The sequence below is a fragment of the Mycobacterium sp. NGS19 genome, assembly GCF_059813155.1.
Window position 1 is genome coordinate 607,584 of the sequence record NZ_JCALEB010000001.1, and the last position, 19,273, is coordinate 626,856.

General features: G+C 65.2%; 18 protein-coding genes and 1 pseudogene. 6 read left to right on the forward strand and 13 right to left on the reverse strand.

Annotation, left to right across the window (positions count from 1 at the left end; translation table 11 throughout):
- The first annotated feature begins 119 nt into the window (after positions 1-119).
- Positions 120-284 (forward strand): hypothetical protein, encoded by a 165-nt coding sequence (locus AC5Y4N_RS03145; protein ID WP_499907012.1) that lies wholly within the window; start codon positions 120-122, stop codon positions 282-284.
- Complete coding sequence (locus AC5Y4N_RS03150; RefSeq protein WP_499907014.1) at positions 285-1,748, forward strand: alpha,alpha-trehalose-phosphate synthase (UDP-forming); 1,464 nt, start codon at positions 285-287, stop codon at positions 1,746-1,748.
- On the opposite strand, the gene AC5Y4N_RS03155 is transcribed toward AC5Y4N_RS03150, so the two are convergent.
- From AC5Y4N_RS03155 to AC5Y4N_RS03210, 12 genes are all read right to left on the reverse strand, one after another.
- Complete coding sequence (locus AC5Y4N_RS03155; RefSeq protein ID WP_499907016.1) at positions 1,745-2,227, reverse strand: mammalian cell entry protein; 483 nt, start codon at positions 2,225-2,227, stop codon at positions 1,745-1,747. The genes AC5Y4N_RS03150 and AC5Y4N_RS03155 overlap by 4 nt on opposite strands.
- Positions 2,227-2,910 carry an Rv1363c family protein gene (locus tag AC5Y4N_RS03160; protein ID WP_499907018.1) on the reverse strand — a complete coding sequence of 228 codons (684 nt, stop codon included), beginning with the start codon at positions 2,908-2,910 and terminating at the stop codon, positions 2,227-2,229. The genes AC5Y4N_RS03155 and AC5Y4N_RS03160 overlap by 1 nt, the downstream gene beginning before the upstream one ends.
- Positions 2,910-4,658: a virulence factor Mce family protein gene (locus AC5Y4N_RS03165; protein ID WP_499907474.1), complete on the reverse strand. Its 1,749-nt coding sequence runs from the start codon at positions 4,656-4,658 to the stop codon at positions 2,910-2,912. Before AC5Y4N_RS03165 ends, AC5Y4N_RS03160 begins: the two co-directional genes overlap by 1 nt.
- Entirely contained in the window at positions 4,658-5,890 is a 1,233-nt protein-coding gene (locus AC5Y4N_RS03170; RefSeq protein ID WP_499907020.1) for an MCE family protein, read from the reverse strand. Before AC5Y4N_RS03170 ends, AC5Y4N_RS03165 begins: the two co-directional genes overlap by 1 nt.
- Positions 5,887-7,353: a virulence factor Mce family protein gene (locus AC5Y4N_RS03175; protein ID WP_499907023.1), complete on the reverse strand. Its 1,467-nt coding sequence runs from the start codon at positions 7,351-7,353 to the stop codon at positions 5,887-5,889. Before AC5Y4N_RS03175 ends, AC5Y4N_RS03170 begins: the two co-directional genes overlap by 4 nt.
- Complete coding sequence (locus AC5Y4N_RS03180; RefSeq protein WP_499907025.1) at positions 7,350-8,402, reverse strand: MCE family protein; 1,053 nt, start codon at positions 8,400-8,402, stop codon at positions 7,350-7,352. The genes AC5Y4N_RS03175 and AC5Y4N_RS03180 overlap by 4 nt, the downstream gene beginning before the upstream one ends.
- Positions 8,395-9,462 carry an MCE family protein gene (locus AC5Y4N_RS03185; RefSeq protein ID WP_499907027.1) on the reverse strand — a complete coding sequence of 356 codons (1,068 nt, stop codon included), beginning with the start codon at positions 9,460-9,462 and terminating at the stop codon, positions 8,395-8,397. Before AC5Y4N_RS03185 ends, AC5Y4N_RS03180 begins: the two co-directional genes overlap by 8 nt.
- Entirely contained in the window at positions 9,462-10,664 is a 1,203-nt protein-coding gene (locus tag AC5Y4N_RS03190; protein ID WP_499907029.1) for an MCE family protein, read from the reverse strand. Before AC5Y4N_RS03190 ends, AC5Y4N_RS03185 begins: the two co-directional genes overlap by 1 nt.
- A gap of 9 nt (positions 10,665-10,673) precedes the next feature.
- Positions 10,674-11,516, reverse strand: a complete 843-nt coding sequence (locus AC5Y4N_RS03195) for an MlaE family ABC transporter permease (RefSeq protein WP_499907031.1) — start codon at positions 11,514-11,516, stop codon at positions 10,674-10,676.
- A gap of 2 nt (positions 11,517-11,518) precedes the next feature.
- Positions 11,519-12,283: an MlaE family ABC transporter permease gene (locus AC5Y4N_RS03200; RefSeq protein ID WP_499907033.1), complete on the reverse strand. Its 765-nt coding sequence runs from the start codon at positions 12,281-12,283 to the stop codon at positions 11,519-11,521.
- Positions 12,284-12,544: 261 nt separating this feature from the next.
- Positions 12,545-13,438 (reverse strand): 3-oxoacyl-ACP reductase, encoded by an 894-nt coding sequence (locus tag AC5Y4N_RS03205; protein ID WP_499907477.1) that lies wholly within the window; start codon positions 13,436-13,438, stop codon positions 12,545-12,547.
- 58 nt (positions 13,439-13,496) lie between these two features.
- Positions 13,497-13,688, reverse strand: a complete 192-nt coding sequence (locus tag AC5Y4N_RS03210; RefSeq protein ID WP_499907035.1) for a ferredoxin — start codon at positions 13,686-13,688, stop codon at positions 13,497-13,499.
- Between the two features lie 178 nt (positions 13,689-13,866).
- Between AC5Y4N_RS03210 and AC5Y4N_RS03215 the strand changes: the two genes are divergently transcribed.
- From AC5Y4N_RS03215 to AC5Y4N_RS03230, 4 genes are read left to right on the forward strand one after another with little or no spacing between them, the layout of a single operon-like run.
- On the forward strand, positions 13,867-15,048 hold the full coding sequence (locus AC5Y4N_RS03215; RefSeq protein ID WP_499907479.1) for an acyl-CoA dehydrogenase: 1,182 nt from the start codon (positions 13,867-13,869) through the stop codon (positions 15,046-15,048).
- Between the two features lie 9 nt (positions 15,049-15,057).
- Positions 15,058-16,155, forward strand: a complete 1,098-nt coding sequence (locus tag AC5Y4N_RS03220) for an acyl-CoA dehydrogenase family protein (protein WP_499907038.1) — start codon at positions 15,058-15,060, stop codon at positions 16,153-16,155.
- A 4-nt stretch (positions 16,156-16,159) separates the two neighbouring features.
- Entirely contained in the window at positions 16,160-17,668 is a 1,509-nt protein-coding gene (fadD17, locus tag AC5Y4N_RS03225; RefSeq protein WP_499907040.1) for a long-chain-fatty-acid--CoA ligase FadD17, read from the forward strand.
- Positions 17,669-17,699: 31 nt separating this feature from the next.
- Positions 17,700-18,308, forward strand: coding sequence for a helix-turn-helix domain-containing protein (locus AC5Y4N_RS03230; RefSeq protein WP_499907042.1), 609 nt, complete (start codon positions 17,700-17,702; stop codon positions 18,306-18,308).
- Here AC5Y4N_RS03230 and AC5Y4N_RS03235 read toward each other — a convergent pair.
- A pseudogene (locus tag AC5Y4N_RS03235) lies at positions 18,258-19,252 on the reverse strand (NAD-dependent epimerase/dehydratase family protein). The gene AC5Y4N_RS03230 and the pseudogene AC5Y4N_RS03235 overlap by 51 nt on opposite strands.
- Positions 19,253-19,273 lie beyond the last annotated feature (21 nt).

Sequence of the window (19,273 nt, forward strand, 5' to 3'; positions counted from 1 at the left end):
CATCGGGAGCGTACGTCACGGATGTCCCGGCCAACCACACCGGCGCCGACGCCCGACGCGATCGTGCAGCCCAGCCCGGAGCCGCCTAGCCGAGGGCCGCCTTCGCATAGAGTTGTCGTATGCCCGCAAAATCTGACCCAGCTGAAATCGGCGACGTGGAACCGTTGGCTGACAGCACCGCTCGCCAGGCGCGTCGGGTGGTCGCGGCGTACGCGACCGACGCCGACGAGTGCCGGATCTTCCTTTCGATGCTCGGCATTGGACCCGCGAAGAACGAGTCATAGATGAGTCCGTCGGCGGACGATGCCGGCACGACCAGCGGACGCGGAACGGGCTCAGAGTTCGTCGTGGTGGCCAACCGGCTGCCCGTCGACATGGAGCGCCTGCCCGACGGCACCACCGCTTGGAAACGCAGCCCCGGTGGGCTGGTCACCGCGCTGGAACCGCTGCTGCGCCGGCGAAGCGGCGCCTGGATCGGCTGGCCCGGCGTTCCCAGCACTGACGAGGAACCCATCTATCAAGACGGCGTGCACCTGTATCCGGTTTCTCTGAGCGAGAACGACGTCGCCGAATACTACGAAGGCTTCTCGAACGCGACACTGTGGCCGCTGTATCACGACGTGATCGTCAAACCGATGTACCACCGGGAGTGGTGGGACCGCTACGTCGACGTGAACCGGCGCTTCGCCGAGGCCACGTCGCGTGCCGCGGCGCGGAACGCCACGGTGTGGGTGCAGGACTACCAACTCCAACTGGTGCCCAAGATGCTGCGCGAACTGCGCCCGGACCTGACGATCGGGTTCTTCCTGCACATCCCGTTCCCGCCGGTCGAGTTGTTCATGCAAATGCCTTGGCGCACAGCGATTGTCGACGGGCTGCTGGGCGCCGATCTGGTCGGCTTTCATCTGCCCGGGGGCGCACAGAACTTCCTGATCCTGGCCCGGCGGCTGCTGGGCGCCAACACCTCCCGCGGATCCGTCGGTGTGCGTTCGAGATTCGGTGAAGTCGAATGCGGCTCCCGCACAGTGCGCGTGGGCGCATTCCCCATCTCGATCGACTCCGCTGAACTCGACCGCAAGGGCCGCGAACGCAGCATCCGCCAACGCGCCAAGCAGATCAGGGCAGAACTGGGCAACCCGCGCAAAGTGCTGCTCGGTGTCGACAGGCTGGATTACACCAAGGGCATCGACGTTCGCCTGAAAGCATTTTCGGAACTTCTCGCTGAGGACCGCGCCAAGCGCGACGACACCGTGTTCGTTCAGCTGGCCACGCCCAGCCGCGAACGCGTCGAAAGCTACAAGGTGCTGCGCGAAGACATCGAACGGCAAGTCGGCCACATCAACGGTGAATACGGCGAAGTCGGCCACCCGGTGGTGCACTACCTGCACCGCCCCGTGCCGCGGAACGAGCTCATCGCGTTCTATGTGGCCGCCGACGTCATGCTGGTGACGCCGCTGCGAGACGGCATGAACCTGGTGGCGAAGGAGTACGTGGCCTGCCGCAGCGACCTCGGCGGTGCGCTGGTGCTCAGCGAATTCACCGGCGCCGCAAACGAATTGCGCCAAGCCTACCTGGTCAACCCGCACGACTTGGAGGGAGTCAAGGATTCCATCGAGGCGGCGCTGAACCAGTCCCCGGAGGACGGCCGCCGACGGATGCGCGCGCTTCGCCGCCAGGTGCTGACCCATGACGTCGACCGCTGGGCGCGCTCATTTTTGGACGCCCTGGCCGGGCGGCTGGAGTCTTAGAGGACTTTGATCGAGTTGATCAGCCACTTACCGTCGACGCGCTGGTAATCCACCCGGATTCGGCTGCCGTTGTATAGCGGCTGCCGTGATTTGTCGGTCCAGGTCTGGTTCAGGTACACCATCACCGCGCCGGAATTGCGATGCGCCTCCATTACTCCCACACCGACGACGTTGACCTGGCTCACCATCTGACGGTCCCGCGCCTGGGGGATGATGTCCTTGTTGGCCTCGTCTCGGAACTGCCGCCGGAATTCGGGTGTGAACATCAGGTAGGCGTTGTCGAGGGCGCGCTCGACTGTCTGAAAGTCGTAGCCGAAAATCTTGGGTACCTGGACCTTCGCCAGCGGCGGAAGTTCCTCGCGCGCTTGCTGTTCGGCGCGCAGCTCCACCCGGTTCCAGTACAGCCAGCCTCCCGCACCGGCGAGCGCGACGAACGCAGCGGCGAGCATACTCACCAATCCGGTGACGAGCCAGCGCATCAACTGCCCCCGTCGGGATACTTCATGTCGGTGGTGGTCATCTTCCCCGTATCGAAGTCCTGGTGGACCACAACCCGCCAGCGCATCGGCTTCGACGGCATGTTGTTGCCGTCCCTGTCGCTTTGGGTGATCCTCATCGAAACCAGCACGGTGGCATCGTTGCTCACGGAGTCGAAGCTCTCCAGCGCTGCCCCGTTGACCACCGCCTCGGAGCTGTGGCCAGTGCCACGCAAGAAGGCTTTCAGGTTCGCGATGTGATCATTGCGTGCCCATTCGTCGCGCAGTCCACCGCTGATCTGGCCGTAGAACTGGTCGACGCTTTGTTCGACGCTGTCCGGTTTGAACGTGTACATATTCACCAGCGTCTGGGTGGCGGTGTCGACGAATCGCTGGTAGCGGGCCTGCACCAGTTCCGCCTGGTGTTGTTGCCGCAACATGAGACCCACCAGGCTGCCCAAAGCCAGGATGCCGACGATGACGACCGCGGACGCCACCGCCGCCACAAGCCGCCGATGCGCGGGCCGGCGCGGCGTACGTTTCGGCTTGCGCGGCTTGGGTGCTTCATCGACCTGCTTGTCAACCCGGACGGTGGTCGTCGCCGCCGGCGTACTGGCGGCAGGTCCGGCCGGCCGGACCGCACGACGGCGCACCGGCGTCGCGGTGGAGGTTTCGCGGGTCGTCACTAGGTCTGCCTCGGATCGAGCATGAGATCTACCCACTTCTCTTGGGGGCGCAGTCGGTCGGCGCCGGGCGCATATATCGCGGTGTTCCCATGCGCGTCGACGAACTTGCCGCTGTGCTGGTCGTAGGTGCTGTATGAAACACCGCTGGCCCCGGGCTGTGCCACCTGTCCCGGAGGAAGCACCTCGGGATTCGGCGGCGGCGGCGGCGCCGGTGCCGGCCCAGGCTGCGGCACCACCGGCGGATAGGGCCCCGGCGACAGCGGCGGTGGCTGCGGGTTGGCTGGCGGCGGCCAGGCATCCGGATACGGCGCAGGCGGCACCCATGCCGTCAGCGGAGGTGGCGGCCCGTTGTCGTTTGGCGGCGGTGGCACCGGCCACGGCTGATGTGGCGCCGGGCCAGGCCCGGGCTGCGCGCCGGGCGGCAGCGCACCCGGCGGCACGGGGTAGCCCGGATCCGGATCGGCTTCGGGCGGGATGTACGGATACTTATTAGGCGGCAAGACGTTTCGCGGATCGGTCACTGGTGTCCCGGTGGGCACCGGCGGGCCACGCCACGCATTGTTCCCGAGGGGAACGTACCCGCGAGGATCGCGGCACAGCTGGATCGTCGGGGCTCGCTTGCCGGGGAATTCCTGGCAGGGATAGTTCCGCGCTCCGCGCACCGCGCTCGGATCGTTTTGCGGCACTTTGCAGTACATGTCCTTCGGAAGGTCACGGACGGTCTGATCCGCCGGTGGCCGGATGAACTGCGGCGGCAGGAAGCCCACGGAGCACGGCGGCGGGTCGCCGAGGTCGATCTTGAAGTCCAGCTTGGCGCCTTCGTCGTACGGGACACCACCGCCGCTGGTCACCAGCCCCGCTATCAGCGCCGGGAAGATGACCAAGGCTTGCTCGATCGACTTGTTGTAGATGACGCCGACGCGACCGAGGTTGGCCAGGCTGGCGGCCAGCACAGGGAACGACGGCCGGATGCCGGCGAACGTGTTGCTGGCCTCGCCGGCCGCGCCCGGCGCGGTGGTGAGCACTGCACGAAACTGCGGATCGGCTTGGCGCAGTTCAGTGGTGAATCGGGCCAGCCCGTCAGACAGCGACCGGATGTCGTCGCCGCTGCGGATTTGCGCCTGCAGGAATGGTCCGACCTGGTCGATGAGCTGCTCGGTATCCGGCCAATTCGCGTTGGCCTCGTCGACCAGCAGGCGCGCCGACTGGATGAGCCGGGCCAGCTCGGGGCCGGTGCCGTTGAACGCCTTGAACGTTTCGCGTAACAGGTCTTGCAGCCGGGTGTTGCTGATGCTGCTCACCAACCGGTCTGCTTCCTTCAGCAGTCCTTCGACGTCCTGGCCGATGAAGGTGCGGTCCTGCTCGATGCGCGATCCGTCGTGCAGGCCGCTCTTGGACGGGTTCTTCGGCGGCACCAAATCCACGTACTGTTCACCGACCGCCGACACACTCTTGACGGTGGCGGTGACGTTGTCCGGGATCTTGTATTTGGTGTTGAGCCGCATGTGGGCCTCGACGCTGTCATCGGTCAGCGACACCGCTTCCACGCGTCCGACCGTGACACCGCGGTAGGTCACGTTGGCATTCTTGTAAAGCCCGCCACCGGATTTGAAGTCCGCCGTGATGTTGTAGGCACCAATGCCCAACCGGGCCGGCACGTGGAGGTAGAACACGGCGATCGCGCCGACGCAGATGACGGTGACGATCGCGAAGATCGTCAACTGGATACGCGCCAATCGATCAAGTATCAACTCGGTGGCACCTCTTGCCCGGAGGCGGTACCGGGCGGAATCTTGAACGGATCAGCCGCTTGGCCGTTGAGGTTCGCAAACGACCCGATCAGCCAGTCCGGCGGATTGACCACCTCGTTGATGTGCTGCATGTTCGGGTCGAAGAACGACGTCGTGAAGATGGACTCGCCGAGCCGGCGGATGGTGAGGTCGAAGGTGACGAACACGTTGAGGTAGTCGCCACGGACGGCTCGGCGCAGATAGCGGGTGGTGAACGGGAAGGTTGGCAAGAGGTCCAAATCCGAGATGACGTCGGCCCTGTTGTCGTTGATCGGTTTGATCACCGCGTACAGGTCCTTAAAGTCCGCCGCGATGTCGTCCTTTGTCTCGGACAGTACGTGTGCCGCCACCGTCGCGAAGCTCTGCAATGCCGCGAACGTGTCGACGATGTTCTTGCGGTTGTCGTTGAGCACCTTCAATGCGGCAGGCAGGGTGTCGAGCGCTCGGCTGAGGCTGTCCTTGTGGGCGGCCAACGTGCTTGCCAGTCTGTTGAGCCCATCCGCGGTCGCGATGATGTCGTTAGTTTGCGCATTCAGCGCAGCGGTGAACTCGGCGAGCCGCGGGATCAGATCAATGAACTGCCCCTGGCGACCGGCGACGGCCGCGTATGCCTCGTCGGCGATGTCGCCGAGCGCGCCGAGATTGCCTTTGTTCACCACGACCCCGAGCGCCGACAGCACTTCTTCGGTCGTCGGGTAGCGGCTGCCGTTGGCCAACGTGATCTTCGATCCGTCCTTGAGCTGACCAACCGGTCGTTGCCCGATCGGCGCAGCCAGCTCGACGTGCTGGGAACCCAGCAGAGACGTCTGCGCCACCCGCGCCACCGCGTTGGCCGGCAGCTTGATGTTCTGGTCCAGCGAAAGCTTGACTGCCGCATAGAAACTGCCGTCCGGCCTCTGTACGGCCGTCACGCCGGACACGCTGCCCACCGTCACGTCGTTGACCATCACCGGCGAGTTCTGCGGCATCGTCGCCACGTCGGGAACTTCGACGGTGATGCTGTAGGCCCCGGGACCGTGGCCGGCCGTACCCGGCATGCTCAGCGAATTCAGGCCGCCGAACTGGCATCCGCCCAGCAGCACCATCCCCGAACCGAGGGCGACAGTGCGCACGCCACCGCGGCGCAGCTTGCGGGACAGCCCTGGCAGCACCGTGCGGGACATGCTGAGCGGCAGAACTTTTCGCGTCATCCGCCGGCCCCCGGCTGTGGGGGCGCCACTGGCTGCATCGGCGCGACACCTTCGGCCGGATAGGGCGCACCGGAATCCGGCGATGACGGGCCGGGCAGCGGAGGTGACGTTTGGGGCCCCGGCGGCGGCCCTCCGGGTTGCAGAAACTGCGGCTGTGCCGGCGGCGGCGGCCCCGGCGCAACATTCGGCGGCAACATCAGCGTGCCCGGACCGGTGTCGCCGATGCGCGGCGGAGTCCGGCCCTCGGCCGGAACCCACTGCAAATACGGCAGATACGTCTTGGCCTTGGCTTCGGTCGCCGGGGTGTCGTAGAGGATCTGACCCTTGTACGCAGTCATCGTGTTGATTGGATGGAACAGCAGCGGCGGGTAGTTCATTGCAAGCCGGCGCAGCACGGGCGCCATTCTCTCGCGGCAGATCTCGGTCCGCTTGATGTTGTCCACGTAGAAGTTGCCCTCGAACACACCACCACAGATGAACTGCACCGGGTTGGCGAAGTTCGGCAGTGATAGCAGCCCTGTTGCGGCGCCCTGCGCGGGATCGTAGATGTTGTAGAAGTTGGCCAAACCGTTCGGCGCGACGTGCAGAATCTGCTCGATGTCCTCGGACTGGTCCGAGAACAGCTTGGTGAGCTGAGACAGCTTGTCGATCTGGCTGATCAGCACAGAGTTGTGCTCGCTCAGGAATCCGCGCACATCCTCCAGTGCCTGGTTCAAAGTGCCGAGCGTGTTGTCGAGGCTGGTCGAACTGTCAGCGAGCACCTGCGACACCGACGCCAGATGCCCACTGAATTGCATGATCTGCTGGTTGCTCTGCGACAGCGCATTGATCAAAATCTTTAGGTTCTTGACGGTGCCGAAGAGATCCGTGCGGGAATCGCCGAGCCGGCCGGCGGTCTGTGACAGCTCACGCAGCGCCTGACGGAACGATTCGCCGTTGCCGTCGAACGTGTCGGCGGCCTGGTTGAGGAACTCACTGAGGGGGCCCCGCATCGACCCCGCTTGTGGCCCAAGGGAAGCGCTGAGCTTGGTCAGCTCCGACTTCACCTCGTCCCATTCCACCGGCACCGCAGTGCGATCCAGCCCGATCGTCGCGCCATCGGCCATCATCGGCCCGCTCTTGTAGGCAGGAGCGAGCTGAATGAAGCGAGCAGACACGATGTTAGGCGCCATGACCACGGCGTGGGCGTCCACCGGAACCTTCACGCCATCCTTCACCGACATCGTAACTTTGACCGACTGCGGTTGCGGCTCAATGGACTCCACACTGCCGACCGGCACGCCGACGATGCGGACGTCGTCACCGGGGTAGAGTCCGACGGCCGACGTGAAGTAGCCGATGACCTTGTGGCCCTTCCGGCCGGGCCACACAAAATAGATGCCCGCGACCAGTACGACCACCAACACGGCGACCAGGACGTAGCGGACCCACCTCGGCCGACGGGATGCAATCTGTGCCGTCATGGCGACTTCGGCCTAATGATCAGTCGCTCCGAGATGAAGCCGCGCAAGTAGTCCGCGAGGCTGTCGGGCAGCTTGCCGGGCTGGAAGTAGGAGTCCAGCAAGACTTCTGTGAGCTGAGGCGGTGGCAGGCCGTACAGGTTGACGTGGAAGCCCGGCCCCGACGCCACCACCTCGCCCAGTGTGGTGGCGTACGGCGGAAGTCGCCGCAGCGCCTCACTGATGTGGTCACGCCGCTGCAGCAGGTTGTCGAGCACCGCGTTGAGCTTGCGCAACGCCGGACCGAACTCGCGGCGATTGTCGGCGACGAATCCCGAAATCTGCTCAGACACCGGCTGAATGCTGGAGATCAATGTGCTGATGGCGGCGCGGCGTTCATCGAGCGCGGCGAACAGCTGGTTGCCGTCGACCACCAGCTGGTTCACCTGACCCGCCCGGTCGGCCAGCACCTTGGTGACAGAGCGCGCACGCTCGAGCATCTGCGCGAGCGCCTCGTCGTTGGCGTTGATGCTGCGCGACAGCGCCGCAACGCCGTCGAGCGCTTGGCGCAGCTGCGGCGTCGCGTCGCGCAGCGATTCCGTCAGTAACCCGAGGGCGTGGGTGAACCTTTGCTTGTCCAGATCGTTGGCCGTTTGTCCGAGATCCTGAAGCGCGTTGTTCAGGGTGTACGGCGTGGTAGTGCGGTTCAGCGGGATCGTGGTGGACGACCCCCGGCCGGCAGGCGTTATCGCCAGCGACTTCTCGCCGAGGATGGTGTCGGTCTTGATCGACACCAACGACTGGTCGCCCACTTTGATCTTACGATCGACGGTGAAAGTCACCTTCGCGACATCCTCGGCCAGCGCAATGCTTTTCACCTGCCCCACCGCAAGTCCCGAGATGTTGACACTGTTGCCGGGCGAGATCCCGCCGGCGTCGGTGAAATACGCCTCGTACGTCTTGCCTTGCGGCCAGAACGGCAGCTTGTTGTAGCCGAAGGAGACCAGCACGACGCTGACCACCAGCACGATGCCGATGACTCCGGTGCGAAGTGGATTGCGGCCCTCACCCATTATCCGAGCACCTGCCCTTCGACGGGTCTGGGGCAGCACCCACAGGTATCAGCATGTCGCTGTCCGAAGGCGTCGCGCCGGGCGTTCCCGGCGGCCCTATCGACGGCCCGTTGATCTTGATACGTGTCGAACAATAGAAGATGTTGAAGAACGCGCCGTAGGCGCCAAGGCCGCTCAGCCGCAGGTAGTTCTCGGCGAGCGGATCGACCACTCGGTTGATCTCGTCCTTGCGGTTGTCCATTTCCGTCGCGAGCGGCCGCAGATTCTCCAGCACACCCTGGATCGGGCGGCGCGAATTCCGAAGTGTGTCAGTCAGATCTGACGCAGCCGAGGCCAGCGGGTTAAGCGCACCGGCGATCGGATCACGGCCTTCGGCCAGTCCGGTCACCAATTTCTGCAACTGGTCGATGCTTTCGTTGAATTGGGCGCTTTTCTGGTCAACTGTGGTGAGCACGGTGTTGAGATTGTGGATCACATCAGAAACGACCTGGTAGCGGTCCGCCAGGGTCCGGCTGAACGAACCGGTGCTGGACAGCAGGTCTGCCAGCGCGCCGCCCTGGCCCTGCAGCAGCTCGATGATCGCATTGCTGATCTGATTGACCTTGTCGCCGCTGAGCCCTTTCAGCACCGGGCGCAACCCGCCGAGCAGTGCGTCGAGATCGAGCGCCGGCTCGGTGTGCTGAATTGTGCCGCCCGGCGGCACTTTTCGCAACTCTCCCGGACCGGAGGTGATTTCGAGGTATCGGTCACCGACGAGGTTTTGGTAGCGGATCACGGCCTTGGTGGACGTGTACATCTGATAACGCTTGTCGACGGCGAAGGTGACCTCGACCTTGTTGTCCGGATTGAGCTTGAGGTCCTTGACGCTGCCGACCGGAATGCCGGCGATGCGAACGTCATTGCCGCCCTTGAGCCTAGACGCGTTCTCGAAGACGGCGTGGTAGGTGTTGGTCGACGAAAACCGGAATTGCCCGAATACCACCACCAGGCCAGCGGTCACCAGCAGCATCACGACAGCGAAGATGCTGACCTTCAGGAGAACTTCGCGTTGCCCCGACACTAGAAATCGTCCCGCTCTGCGAATGCGCCGTTGAACAAGAACTGCAGCGTCGAAGGTGCGTCCACCTGCACCTCGGTGAACGGCTCATAGGGGACGTAGGCGTTGTCGGTGACCAAAAAAGGTGCCTTGAACCAGGACCCACCGAACTGCTTGGTGGGTATCTTCGGCAGGCCTCGGCAGTTCGGACCGCCCGTCGCGTTCACGATGGGCAGGCTCTCGGGGTAGGTGTACGCCGGTACGCCGAGGAGGAAGTTCGACGACGTGAACAGCCCGGGGCGGGTGCCACCGATGGCCGGGTTGAACTGGTCGATCGCCTGCTTGATGCCCTGGACGATGCAGCCGAACTCCGGCGAGTAGTCCGAGAGTACCTTGAGCGGCACGCGGAACCGCTGCAGCGCAGCGATCAGGTCCTCCTGCGCAGGCTCGAGCGTGGCAGTTCCGTTGTCCGCCAATCCCGTTGCCGCGAGCAACGTTGCGTTGAGGTTGTCCCGCTCTTCGACGATGGTGTTGCTGATGGTGGGCACGTTGTCGATCACCGTGGCGAGGTCGGGTGCGGCGTCGCCGTAGATGTTGCCCACCGCAGCGGCCTGCTGGAAGTCCGACTGCAGCGTCGGCATCTTCGGATTGATCTTGGCCAGGAACTGGTTCAGGCCCGACAGCGTGGCGCCGGCGTCATCACCCCGGCCACGTAACCCCTCCGCGACCGCCGACAAAGTCGCATTCAAGTCGATCGGGTTGATCTTGTGCAGCAGCTCGACCAACGTCTGGAACAACGTGTTGACCTCGAGCTGCACCGAGGAGACGTGCACGGTGGCGCCGGGCTGCAGCGATTTGCCCGAAGGCTTCGGCGGCGGAATGAATTCCACCGACTTGGCGCCGAAGATCGTGTTGCTGGCAATGCGCACGTCGGCATTCCACGGGATGTAGCGCATCTGACCGCTGTCGATTGCGGCCGTCAATTTGGCCTGGTCGCCCGAGTACGCGATGTCTTTGACCTTGCCGATCTGGATTCCGCGGTACTTGACCTTTGCGTCCTTCTCCATCACCAGGCCGGCGCGCGGCGACGTGATGGTCACGGTATCGGTGGAGGTGAAAGCGGCTGTGGTAGCGAGGTAGGTCAGCACGGCGAAAGCCACGATCACGGTCGCCAACACTGCGGCCGCGATCCTGACGGAGCGCGTACGTGACCCGGAATTCGCCATCTTCCCCCTCTATCCGGAAAGGTTGAAATTACCGGACGGGCCGTACACGGCGAGAGAAATGCACAAAGTAATCACTACAACCACAATGAGCGACGTACGCACCGCCTGCCCCACCGCGATGCCGACTCCCACCGGCCCCCCGGACGCGTTGTAGCCGTAGTAGGTGTGCACCAGCATCACCGCGATCGACATGGCGATCGCCTGCGAGAACGACCACAGCAAATCCGTGGGAATCAGAAACGTGTTGAAGTAGTGGTCGTACAAGCCGCCTGACTGCCCATTGATATAGACAGTGGTGAAGCGAGCCGCGAAGAACGCCGCCAGCACCGACAGCGAGTAGAGCGGAACGATCGCGATCAACCCTGCGACGATCCGGGTGGACACCAGGTACGACACGGAGTGAATCGCCATGGCCTCGAACGCGTCGATCTCTTCCGAGACCCGCTGGGCACCTAATTGCGCCGTGGTGCCCGCGCCGATGGTGGCGGCCAGCGCAATCCCCGCGATCACCGGCGCGACGATGCGGACATTGAGGAACGCCGACAAGAACCCCGTGAGCGCTTCGATGCCGATGTTGCCGAGCGACGAGAAGCCCTGCACCGCGATGACCCCGCCAGAGGCCAAGGTCAAAAACGTCGCCACGCCCACGGTGCCTCCGATCACCAGCAAAGCACCGCTGCCCAGCGTCATCTCGGCGATCAGCCGGACCGTTTCCTTGCGGTAGCGCGTGACAGCGTTGGGAATCCACCGAAGCGACTCTGCGTAGAACAGCGCCTGCTCGCCAAAGGTGTCCACGGCATTGGGGACGCCGGTCAATACGCGCCGCAGCCGCAGGGTTACGTCGTAGCTCATGGTTACCGGGCCAGCACTCGGACGCCGATCGCGGTCATCAGGACGTTGATCACGAACAGACAGATGAACGCGTAGACCACGGTTTCGTTGACCGCATTACCCACGCCCTTCGGGCCGCCCTTCACGGTCAGCCCCCGGTAACAGCCCACCAGGCCCGCGCAGACGCCGAACAGTAGCGCCTTGACCTCGGCGAGCACCAGCTCGCCTAGGCCGGTCAAGACTGTGAGTCCGTCGATGAAGGCGCCGGGATTGACGCCTTGCAGCAGCACCGAGAACACGTAGCCGCCGGACAGGCCGATTGCGCACACCAGCCCGTTGAGCAGCAGCGCGACCAACGTCGACGCCAGCACGCGTGGCACCACTAGCCGCTGGATCGGGTCGATGCCGAGTACGCGCATCGCGTCGATCTCTTCGCGGATGGTGCGGGCGCCCAGGTCTGCGCAGATCGCGGTGGCGCCGGCCCCGGCGACCACCAGTACGGTGACCACAGGCCCCAGCTGGGTGATCGTTCCGAACGCAGTGCCGGCCCCGGACAGGTCAGCGGCACCGATCTCACGCAGCAGGATGTTGAGTGTAAAGGCGACCAGCACCGTGAATGGGATCGCCACCAGCAGCGTCGGCACCAGTGACACGCGGGCAATCATCCACATCTGCTCGAGGAACTCGCGGAACTGAAACGGCCGGCGGAAAGCCGCCCGCAGCGTGGCGCCAGACATTTCGAAGAAGCCGCCCACGGCCCGAGCCGGAACCGCGAGCTGATCCTTCACTCGGCCCCCTTTCCCGGGCGTGCGGGCAAGATCACTGCTCACGGGCGAAGCCGGTGAATTGGCTGGCGCGGCGCTTTTCCCACCCCCCGACAGGACGCGAGGCTGTGTGAGCCGGATCATACTAACTAGAACAAGTTCGGGGAGTCAAAGATGGGAGAAAGTAACCGTAGCTCCATACTCTTCCTGTTCGAAGCTTGCTGTGAGCTAGATCTCTAGAACGTGTTCTAGGTGTCAAGGTGCCGTCGGTTGACGGTGGCGTCATTATCGGCCTCCCATCAGCTGGGTCGCCGCGAACGTCAGCTCAGGATCCCGGTCAGCAAAGTATTTCTGCAAGGTGGCGCTGAGTTCGTCCGCTGCCCAGGCTGGGCCATCGGCGGTGAACCGCTGCTCGGCGGTGGGCGCAGCGACCAGCGTGATCGACGGCCCGTAGACAATGAACAGTTGCCCGTTGACCGCTTCGGCAGCCGGTGAGGCCAAGAAACGCACCAGCGTGACCACATGGTCAGGCGACAGCGGGTCGATGTCGGCGTCCGCGGGTGCCTCGCCGAACACGTCGGCAGTCATGGCGGTGCGGGCCCGCGGGCAGATCGCGTTGGCACACACACCGTAGCGGCGCAGCGCCCTGGCCGCGGACAGCGTCAGCGCGGTGATGCCGGCCTTGGCGGCTCCGTAATTGGCCTGTCCGGCCGGGCCGGACAGGCCGGCTTCCGACGAGGTGTTGATGAGCCGGCCCCAGGTCTGCCCGCCCGCCTCTTTGGCGCGCGCCCGCCAATACGCGGCGGCGTTGCGGGTCAGCAGGAAATGCCCACGCAGATGAATCCTGATGACGAGGTCCCAGTCCTCGTCGGTCATGTTGAACAGCATCCGGTCGCGAGTGATCCCGGCATTGTTGACGACGATGTCGAGGCCGCCTTCACGCTCAGCGGCGGACACCATCTCGTCGGCGGTCGACCGTTCGGCGACATCGCCGGCCACCGCGACACCCTTGCTGCCCGCAGCCTTGATTTCGTCGAACACATCAGATGCGTCCAGCGCCGCGGCCAGGTCGTTGACGATCACGGTTGCGCCTGCGTGGGCCAGCCCGATCGCTTCGGCCCGACCCAGGCCGGCCGCGGCACCGGTGATCACCGCGACGCGACCGGACAGATCGGTCAACTGATCGGCCTGACGGCCAGCCTCATGCCCCTCAGATGCGCTCAAGTTATGAATACCTCTAGTCCTTCCGCAACAACGCGGCGCGGGGGCATTCGGCGATCGCCTGCTCGGCCAGGTTCTCCTCGTCGGCCGGCACCGGATCCTTCTTCACCACCGCGTAGTCCTCGTCGTCGAGATCGAATAGGTCTGGCGCGATTCCCACGCACACCGCGTTACCTTCACAGCGATCGCGGTCCACTTCAACCCGCACGACAACCTCCTCGCAATCACCTGGGCACTGCCGTTTTAGCGCAGCACCCACAATACGGACCAGGCTGGCGCGCAGCTGGCGGAAACCATGCCTGGACCGCAAGACTAGAACGTGTTACAACCAGGAATACGCCGGGGTAGCGGCCCGGCGGTTGTCAACGACGAAGGACGACGACGCGATGCGGATCAGCTACACCCCTGAGCAGGAGGAGTTGCGCCGCGAGCTGCGGTCGTACTTCGCCAAGCTCATGACACCGGAGCGCACCGAAGCGCTGTCCATGACGTCGGGCGAATACGGGTCCGGCAATGTCTACCGGGAGACGGTCGCGCAGATGGGGCGCGACGGCTGGCTGGCGCTGGGCTGGCCCAAGGAGTACGGCGGGCAGGCCCGCTCGGCGATGGATCAGCTGATCTTCACCGACGAGGCCGCGATCGCCGGCGCACCGGTGCCGTTTCTGACCATCAACAGTGTCGCGCCGACGATCATGGCGTACGGCACCGACGAGCAGAAGCGTTTTTATCTGCCCAAGATCGCGGCGGGCGAGATCCACTTCTCGATCGGCTATTCGGAGCCGGGTGCCGGTACCGACTTGGCCGCGCTGCGCACCACCGCCGTCCGCGACGGCGACGACTACGTGATCAACGGCCAGAAGATGTGGACCAGCCTGATCCAGTACGCCGACTACGTGTGGCTGGCCGTGCGCACCAACCGGGAAGCCAAGAAGCACCGAGGGATCTCGGTGCTGATCGTGCCGACCGATGCACCCGGCTTCTCGTGGACGCCGGTGCACACGATGGCCGGGCCGGACACCAGTGCCACGTATTACCAAGACGTTCGGGTGCCTGCGACCAATTTGGTCGGCGAGGAGAACGGCGGCTGGAAGCTCGTGACCAATCAGCTCAACCACGAGCGGGTCGCACTGGTATCGGCGCAGCCGATCTTCTTGGCGCTCAACGCCGTTCGCGAATGGGCGCAGAACACCAAGGACGTGCACGGGTCGCGGCTGATCGACTCTGAGTGGGTGCAGCTGAACCTCGCCCGAGTGCACGCGAAGGCCGAGGTGCTCAAGCTGATCAACTGGGAACTGGCCTCCGCGGGGGAGGCTGCGCCGTCACCGGCAGACGCGTCGGCGGCGAAAGTGCTCGGCACCGAACTGGCCACCGAGGCCTACCGGCTGCTGATGGAAGTGCTCGGCACGGCCGCGACGCTGCGCCAGGACTCCCCCGGCGCGCTGCTGCGCGGACGCGTCGAGCGGATGCACCGCGCCTGCCTGATCCTGACCTTCGGCGGCGGCACCAACGAGATACAGCGCGACATCATCGGCATGGTGGCGCTGGGCCTGCCTCGAGTGGATCGCTGAGAGGACGTCATGGATTTCTCGCAAACCGAAGCCGCCGACGATCTCGCCGGGCTGGTACGCACCATCACCGAGGCGGTGTGCACACCCGAGCATCAGCGTGACCTCGACGGCTTGGAGCAACGGCTCGACCGCGAACTGTGGTCGAAACTGATCGACGCTGACGTCCTCAGCGCTGCCGCGCCGGAACCATTGGGCGGCGGTGGCTTCGGGGTGCTGGAGCAGGCTGCGGTGCTGACAGCGCTGGGCCGGCAGCTGGCGGCCGTGCCGTACCTGGAGTCGGTGGTGCTGGGGGCCGGTGCCCTGGCGCAATTCGGCACCAGCGACCTACAGCAGGCGTGGGCGGTGCCTGCCATCTCCGGCGAGAAGATCATCACCGTGGCACTCGACGCCGAGATGGGTGAGGGGCCAGTGCAGGCGACGCCGAGCGGAGCGGGCTACCGGCTCACCGGCACCCGCACCCAGGTGAACTACGCTCCCGTGGCCGACGCATTCCTGGTGCCCGCCGAAACCGATTCCGGCACAGGGGTTTTCCTCGTCGCATCGTCTGACCCCGGCGTGTCGGTGACCGCACTGCAGACCACCGGGCAGGGCAGTGTCGGACATCTCGACCTGCACGGCGTCGAAGTCGACGCGGGCCGGGCAGCCGGCGGCACGGACGCCGTCGACTGGCTCACCACGCTGGCCACGCTGGGCCGCGCCGCGTATCAGCTGGGGGTCTTGGAGCGGTCGCTGGAGCTGACCGCCGAATACGCGCGCACGCGCGAGCAATTCAACCGGCCGATCGGGAGTTTCCAGGCGGTGGCGCAACGTCTCGCCGACGGCTACATCGACGTAAAAGGACTGCGCCTGACGCTCACTCAGGCGGCGTGGCGGTTGTCCGAAGGCCTGCCCGCGGACGTCGAGGTGGCGACGGCCGCGTTCTGGGCGGCCGACGCCGGCCATCGCATCGCGCACACCACCGTGCATGTGCACGGCGGCGTCGGAATCGACATCGACCATCCCGTGCACCGCTACTTCCTGGTGGCCAAGCAGATCGAGTTCGGGATCGGTTCCGCCACAGGCCAACTGCGCCGGATTGGCCGCGAGCTGGCCGACACGCCGGTGTGACCGCGTGACCGACGAGCTTCCGACCGTCACCGAGCTGGTGACTCCGCTCGTCGAGGTCGACGACCGTGGAGTGTTCTTCGAAGACGAGTTCATCAGCTGGCGCAACCACATTCAGCAGGGCGCCGCGGTAGCCGCGGCACTGCATGCGCGTCTCGATCCGACCCGCGCGCCGCATGTCGGTGTGCTTCTTCAGAACACGCCGTTCTTCTCGTCGGTGCTCCTCGCAGCGGCGCTCACCGGGATCGTTCCGGTGGGGCTGAACCCGGTGCGCCGCGGCGCCGCTCTGGACCGCGATGTCCGTCATGCGGACTGTCAACTGGTACTTGCCGATTCCGCATTGGCCGAGGGTCTGGGCGACACGGACTACGTCGACGTCGACTCCGCCGAGTGGGCAATCGAACTCGAGAAGTTCGCGGATGCACCGGTGGTCGCGCAGACCGCGAAACCGTCGGATCCGTTCATGTTGATCTACACGTCGGGCACCAGCGGTGACCCGAAGGCGGTGATCTGCAGTCACGGAAAGGTGGCGATCGCCGGTGTCACGATGACCGAGCGCTTCGGCCTGGGCCCCGCTGACGTGTGTTACGTGTCGATGCCGTTGTTCCACTCCAACGCAGTTCTCGTCGGATGGTCGGTCGCGTTGGCGTGCCGCGGGTCAATGGCGTTGCGCCGCAAGTTTTCTGCGTCGCAGTTCTTGGCTGACGTCCGCCGATACGGTGCGACGTACGCAAACTACGTCGGCAAGCCGTTGTCGTATGTGCTCGCCACCCCCGAACGTCCCGACGACGCCGACAACCCGTTGCGCGTGGTGTACGGCAACGAGGGTGCACCTCGTGACATCGAGCGGTTCGCCCGCCGCTTCGGCACGCTGGTGGTCGACGGATTCGGCTCGACCGAAGGCGGGGTGGCGATCGCGCGGACTCCTGACACACCAGCTGGGTCGTTGGGGCCGCTGCCCGACGGCGTCGAGATCGTCGACGTCGACACCGGCGAGCCGTGCCCGCCCGGGGTAACCGGTGAGCTGGTCAACATCTCAGGCGCAGGCCGATTCGAGGGCTACTACAACGACCCGAATGCCGATGCCGAGCGGATGGCCGGCGGCGTGTACCACAGTGGCGATTTGGCGTACCGCGACGAAGCCGGCTATGTGTACTTCGCGGGCCGGCTAGGCGACTGGATGCGGGTGGACGGCGAAAATCTGGGCGCCGCACCGATAGAACGCGTGCTGCTGCGCCACCCGGATGTCGTCGAGGCCGCGGTGTATCCGATACCGGCCCGCGACGTCGGCGACCAGGTGATGGCAGCGCTGGTGTTGCGCGACGGCGCGGCATTCGACCCGCAAGCGTTCCGCGAGTTCCTCGCGGACCAGCCCGATCTGGGACCCAAGCAGTGGCCGTCGTTCGTGCGGATCAGCACAGATCTCCCCCGCACGCACACGTTCAAAGTGCTCAAACGGCAGCTTTCGGCGCAAGGCGTCCAATGCGACGACCCGGTGTGGGAGATCGTGCGGTAGAACCTGCGCGCTTCTGCTGTTCAATGGCTTGGTGGAACGGGACACCGGTACCAGAGGCAGGCCACGCGATTCCTCTATCGACGATCGGGTCCTGGCAGCGACGCGCGAGTTGCTGGTCGAGGTCGGATGGCATCGGCTCAGCGTGCGGCTGATCGCGGCGCGGGCGGGTGTCGGCCGGGCAAGCCTGAACCGGCGGTGGCCGTCGAAGGCCGCCCTGGTCCTGCATGCAATTCTCGGTGAGTCACCGGATCTCACGCCGTTCGACGGAACCGACGTGGCGGGCTGGATCGACTGGGTGGTCCGCGGCAGTCATGAGCTGTTCAGCCGCCCGGACGTGAAGGCCGCCGTGCCGGGATTGCTTCTGGCGCTGCAAGACAACGAGGAGTTGCGACGGTCGCTGTGGTTGTCGTTCAGCGGGCCTGCGGTGGAGCTGTTCGTCGCCGACGTCGATGCCGTGGGGCACGACCAGCGCCGCGAGGCGCATCTCGACGCACGGGCAGTGCTTGCGATGGCTGCGGGCGCGGCGCTGTTCCTTACGTCGGTAGCCACCGACGACGACACCGATGCGCTGTACGAGCGGATCGCTGAACTATTGAGGACGGCCATCACTGCGTCCGCTGCGCAGCGACTCGACAATTGACTCCTCGGGCGAACGCCATTCGATGCCGAGGTCGGTGAGCGTCGCCGAGTCGTCGGTAGGGATGGCCGCGGTCAGCAGCAGAGCCGCTTCGTAGCTCAACCCGGCACCCACCGGCACGAACCGGCTGGCGATGTCGCAGCACCGTCCAATGCCGCGAAACACACTCGTGCGCAAGGGAATCCGCTTCACACGCCGACCGGTCCCCTTTTCCAGTGCGGTGATCATGTCGTCGAACGCGACCATCTTCCGCCGCACAGGTAGCGCCGAGGCCCTCGACCCGGCTGCATCACTCTGCGATGGACCTCCGCGACGTCGCGAACGTCGACCATCGCCATTCCGCCGCGCAATCGCGGTGCAATCCCGGCTCTTACGATCGGCGCCCATCCGCTTTCGGTCACGCCGGGTCCGCTGCAGAACGCAGGCCCCACCACGCTCGATGGGTAGGTGATGACCACCGGCGCCCCGGCATGCTGCAGGCGCCGGGCAACCCGGTCGGCGTACGCCTTGGTCTTCCCATAGGCCGTCCGACCTGTCACAGGAGGGCTGTCAGGTCCAATCACCTTGTCAGGCGGCGGAAACAGCGCACTGTAGCTACTCACCGAAACAATCGGGTCCAGCCCCCGCTCGACCGCCCGCGTCAGGATCGTCTCGGTCGCATAGGCATTGATCTCCCACATCAATTTGGCGCGCCGGTTGTCTGTGCCGACGACGCCGGCGGCGTGCAGCACGGCGTCGGAGCCGTCGAGAAGCCGGTCAATGGATTGCGCGTCGCGGACATCACCGTCCAGCGGCGTGACGTCACCCAGCTCTCGCAGGCGGTTCACCAGCCCCCCGCATTCTTCACCGGGTGCGACGAGCAGTCGAACGGCGTGACCGTCCTCGACTAGCGCACGGACGGTGTGGGCGCCGAGATAGCCGGTGCCACCTGTCACTGCGATCTGCATGTCACCCCTGCCTGCAGCGTG

Excerpts from the sequence above, each read along its gene's own strand:
- AC5Y4N_RS03145 (WP_499907012.1), top strand. The coding sequence starts at position 120 with ATGCCCGCAAAATCTGACCCAGCTGAAATCGGCGACGTGGAACCGTTG.
- AC5Y4N_RS03150 (WP_499907014.1), top strand. The coding sequence starts at position 285 with ATGAGTCCGTCGGCGGACGATGCCGGCACGACCAGCGGACGCGGAACG.
- AC5Y4N_RS03155 (WP_499907016.1), bottom strand. The coding sequence starts at position 2,227 with ATGCGCTGGCTCGTCACCGGATTGGTGAGTATGCTCGCCGCTGCGTTC.
- AC5Y4N_RS03170 (WP_499907020.1), bottom strand. The coding sequence starts at position 5,890 with ATGACGCGAAAAGTTCTGCCGCTCAGCATGTCCCGCACGGTGCTGCCA.
- AC5Y4N_RS03175 (WP_499907023.1), bottom strand. The coding sequence starts at position 7,353 with ATGACGGCACAGATTGCATCCCGTCGGCCGAGGTGGGTCCGCTACGTC.
- AC5Y4N_RS03180 (WP_499907025.1), bottom strand. The coding sequence starts at position 8,402 with ATGGGTGAGGGCCGCAATCCACTTCGCACCGGAGTCATCGGCATCGTG.
- AC5Y4N_RS03190 (WP_499907029.1), bottom strand. The coding sequence starts at position 10,664 with ATGGCGAATTCCGGGTCACGTACGCGCTCCGTCAGGATCGCGGCCGCA.
- AC5Y4N_RS03195 (WP_499907031.1), bottom strand. The coding sequence starts at position 11,516 with ATGAGCTACGACGTAACCCTGCGGCTGCGGCGCGTATTGACCGGCGTC.
- AC5Y4N_RS03215 (WP_499907479.1), top strand. The coding sequence starts at position 13,867 with ATGCGGATCAGCTACACCCCTGAGCAGGAGGAGTTGCGCCGCGAGCTG.
- AC5Y4N_RS03220 (WP_499907038.1), top strand. The coding sequence starts at position 15,058 with ATGGATTTCTCGCAAACCGAAGCCGCCGACGATCTCGCCGGGCTGGTA.